General features: G+C 67.9%; 5 protein-coding genes. 4 read left to right on the top strand and 1 reads right to left on the bottom strand.

Annotated features, from left to right (window positions below):
* Positions 1-271 precede the first annotated feature (271 nt).
* The 4 genes from HUU95_RS10935 (at position 272) to HUU95_RS10920 (ending at position 3,218) form a co-directional block, all read left to right on the top strand.
* Positions 272-718: an acyltransferase family protein gene (locus tag HUU95_RS10935; RefSeq protein ID WP_174280143.1), complete on the top strand. Its 447-nt coding sequence runs from the start codon at positions 272-274 to the stop codon at positions 716-718.
* Positions 719-849: 131 nt separating this feature from the next.
* Positions 850-1,368, top strand: a complete 519-nt coding sequence (locus tag HUU95_RS10930; RefSeq protein ID WP_174280142.1) for an acyltransferase family protein — start codon at positions 850-852, stop codon at positions 1,366-1,368.
* Positions 1,369-1,498: 130 nt separating this feature from the next.
* Positions 1,499-2,761: an ATP-dependent Clp protease ATP-binding subunit ClpX gene (gene clpX / locus HUU95_RS10925; protein WP_174280141.1), complete on the top strand. Its 1,263-nt coding sequence runs from the start codon at positions 1,499-1,501 to the stop codon at positions 2,759-2,761.
* A 97-nt stretch (positions 2,762-2,858) separates the two neighbouring features.
* Positions 2,859-3,218, top strand: a complete 360-nt coding sequence (locus HUU95_RS10920) for a DUF4440 domain-containing protein (protein ID WP_174280140.1) — start codon at positions 2,859-2,861, stop codon at positions 3,216-3,218.
* Positions 3,219-3,245: 27 nt separating this feature from the next.
* Here the strand turns inward: HUU95_RS10920 and HUU95_RS10915 are convergent.
* Positions 3,246-3,622, bottom strand: a 377-nt coding sequence (locus HUU95_RS10915) for a methyltransferase family protein (protein WP_174280139.1), incomplete at its 5' end; no start/stop codon positions are given.

The raw sequence follows: 3,622 nt of genomic DNA, 5'->3' as shown, positions 1-3,622 counted from the left end.
GAGGCCAGCGCGGACCTGCACCGCCGCGTGGCGCGGCTGGACGAGGCGCAGGCGGCGCTGCCGGCGCACAGCCCGGTCCACGGCCTGCAACAACGGCTGACGCTGGCTTTCTAACGGTGCGATCCAGGCGACCTGAAGCGCCTCGTCGGCGAGTGCCGACGCCGATATCGACGAACGGGATGACGGAGGCGGCGTGATCCGGGCGGGACGACACGTCGGGTTGACACCCGTCGCGTCGCTCGACACGATGATCTAAGAGCGGGGCGATCAGGTGGCGGACACGGTCGAGGCGTTTCGGCGCCGCAAGCATTTCGACGGGCTGAACGGCTTGCGCGCGCTCGCCATCTTGGCGGTGATCTGGCACCATTGCTACACGGGCCGCGTCGTCGCGCTCGGGCGCGGGTTCCTGGGCGTCGACCTTTTCTTCGTGCTGAGCGGCTTCCTCATTATGACGCTGCTGTTGCGCGAGCGGGCGGCGACCGGGCGGCTGTCGCTGCCGCGCTTCTGGGTGCGCCGCGCGCTGCGGCTGTTCCCGCCATATTATCTCCTGCTGGCGATCACCGCCGGCGCCGCGCTGCTCCACCCGGCGGGCACGGCGGCGCGGGGCTTCTTCACCACGCTACCGACCGACCTCGTCTATCTGTCAAACTGGGTGCCGTCGCGGGGGTCGGGCTCGGAATCCTGTGGTCGCTGGCGACCGAGCAGCAATTTTACCTGATCTGGCCGCCGGTCATGGTGCTGCTGCCCCGCCTGGCGCTGCCGCTGCTGGGCGTGTTCGTCGCCGCCAACCAGTGGGTCAACTTCCACCTCGCCAGTCCGGTTCTGACCGGCTAGGCCGACCTGTCGATCGTGCAGGCCACCTTCACCCCGATCTGCCTGGGCATTGGCCTGGCAGCGCTGCTCGACGATCCGGCGGGTTACCGTCGCGCGGCCGCGTTGCTGGCGTCGACGGCGGCGCTGCCGGTGATCGCGGTCGCGATCGCCTGCCTCATCGTGCTCGCTCCGCCCGACATCGCCGGCGCGCCGCGGCTCGGGTTCCAGCTGCTGTCGACGGCGCTGATCGGGGCGGTCGTGCTACGGCCGACCGCGCCGATGGTCCGCGTGCTGGAAGGTCGCGTCGTCGCGCGGGTGGGGGTCGTCAGCTACGGCATGTACCTGTACCATCTGCTCGCGCTGCATATCGCGGCGCCGGCGGTGGGGCGGGCGGTCGGGCCGAGCGAGCCCGTCATCTTCCTGTTCACGGCCGTTCTCGCCTATGGGCTGGCCGAGATCAGCTTCAAGCTGATGGAACAGCCGATCCTGCGCGCGTCGCGGCGGTTCGTGGCGCCCGGGAACCGCGCGGCGGCGGCGCTGTCCGCCGAGGCTTGACCGACCGCCGCCGCTTGCAGCCGCGCGGGCTCGCCCCATATCCCGAATGTGGGTAAGGGTTGTTCCCATCGGCGGATCGGGGCACACTCCGCCCCCACGCATCATGCACGGCTGTCCAGGACGAGTACGAATGACCAAGCTGACCGGCGGCGATTCGAAGAGCACTCTTTACTGCTCGTTCTGCGGCAAGTCTCAGCATGAGGTGCGCAAGCTGATCGCTGGTCCGACCGTGTTCATCTGTGACGAATGCGTCGAACTGTGCAACGACATCATCCGCGAGGAGACCAAGTCCGCGCTCGTCTCCAAGAAGGATGGCGGCGTGCCGACGCCGCAGGAGATCTGCAACGTCCTGGACGACTATGTCATCGGCCAGAAGCGCGCCAAGCGCGTGCTGTCGGTGGCGGTGCACAATCATTACAAGCGGCTCAACCACGGCGCCAAGGGCGCGGATGTCGAGTTGAGCAAGTCGAACATCCTGCTCGTCGGCCCCACCGGCTGCGGCAAGACGCTACTCGCCCAAACCCTTGCTAGAATTCTCGACGTGCCGTTCACGATGGCGGACGCGACGACGCTGACCGAGGCGGGTTATGTCGGCGAGGATGTCGAGAACATCATCCTCAAGCTGCTCCAGGCGTCCGACTATAATGTCGAGCGGGCGCAGCGCGGGATCGTCTATATCGACGAGATCGACAAGATCAGCCGCAAGGCGGAGAACCCGTCGATCACGCGCGACGTGTCGGGCGAGGGCGTTCAGCAGGCGCTGCTCAAGCTGATGGAGGGCACCACTGCCTCCGTGCCCCCGCAGGGCGGGCGCAAGCACCCGCAGCAGGAGTTCCTGCAGGTCGACACCACCAACATCCTGTTCATCTGCGGCGGCGCGTTCAGCGGCCTGGAGAAGATCATCGGCGACCGGCTGCAGGGCAAGTCGATCGGTTTCGGTGCGTTCGTGGCCAGCCCGGAGGAGCGTCGCACCGGCGAGATCCTGCGCTCGACCGAGCCGGAGGATCTGCTCAAGTTCGGGTTGATCCCCGAGTTCGTCGGCCGCCTGCCCGTGGTCGCGACGCTGGAGGACCTGGACATCGGCGCGCTGGTCAAGATCCTGACCCAGCCCAAGAATGCGCTAGTCAAGCAGTATCAGAAGCTGTTCGAGATGGAGGATGTCGATCTCGGCTTCACCGACGACGCGCTGGTGACGGTCGCCAAGAAGGCGATCGAGCGCAAAACGGGCGCGCGGGGCCTGCGTTCCATCCTGGAGGGCACGCTGCTCGACACGATGTTCGACCTGCCGGGCATGGATGGCGTCGACGAGGTGATGATCGACAAGGACGTGATCGAGGGCCGCAAGGAACCGATCCGCGTCTATGCCGAGAAGAAGACCGAGAGCGCGGCGTAGCGGGGGGCGACTGCCCGCGGGTGGCACATCTCGCCCTGACGGGAACCGGGCAGCACGCTCCCTCATTGAAGGGCCGACATACGGGAGCGCTTCGCACATGGACGACGAACGGATTTGGGCCTTCGAGGAGAGCCTGTGGGTGGGTGACGCGGAGAACTATCGCCGGCTGATCGATGACGAGTGCGTGATGGTGTTGCCGGCGGAGCCCAACGTCTTCACCGCGCAGGCGGCGATCCAGGCGGTGATCGATACGCCGCGTTGGGAAAAGGTGGCGTTCTCCGCGACGAAGGTGCAGCGGCCGGAGGAGGGCCTGATCGTCATCGCCTATCAGGCGGTCGCGAGCCGGGGTGACGAGGCATATAAGGCGTGGTGCACGACCACGATCCGGCGGCGCGCGCACGAGGATTGGCTGGTGGTGCAGCATTCGCAACTGCCGCCGATCACGGCGGGCAGGTGACACCCGCACGGCGGGCGGCACGGGCGATCAGAACAGCCCCGGCACGAAGCGCGGGACGCGCGCCGCCCAGGCGACGTAACTCGCGCCGAACAGCTCACGGAGCATGCGTTCCTCCTCGCCGATCCGGAGGAAGGTGCCGATCGCGAACAGCGGCACCGCCACCGGGAGCAGCCGGACGTGGCCGGTCGCGATCGCCAGCGCCAGCATCAGCAGGAAGAGCGCGCTGTAGATCGGGTGGCGGATCCGGGCGAACGGGCCGGTGGTGACCAGGCTGTGATCGGCGCGGGTGCGCGCGGCGATGCTCCAGTTGCGGCCCATCGCGCGGGTCGCCCAGACGAACAGCGCCACCGTCCCCGCCATCAGCGCCGCCACCGCCGCCGCCTCGACCAGCGCCGCCGTGCCCA

The organism is Sphingomonas bacterium (assembly GCF_903643065.1).
Lineage (GTDB): Bacteria > Pseudomonadota > Alphaproteobacteria > Sphingomonadales > Sphingomonadaceae > Sphingomonas.
The sequence above is the reverse complement of the archived record's forward strand: the minus strand, read 5'-3'. Positions and strand labels throughout refer to the sequence as shown.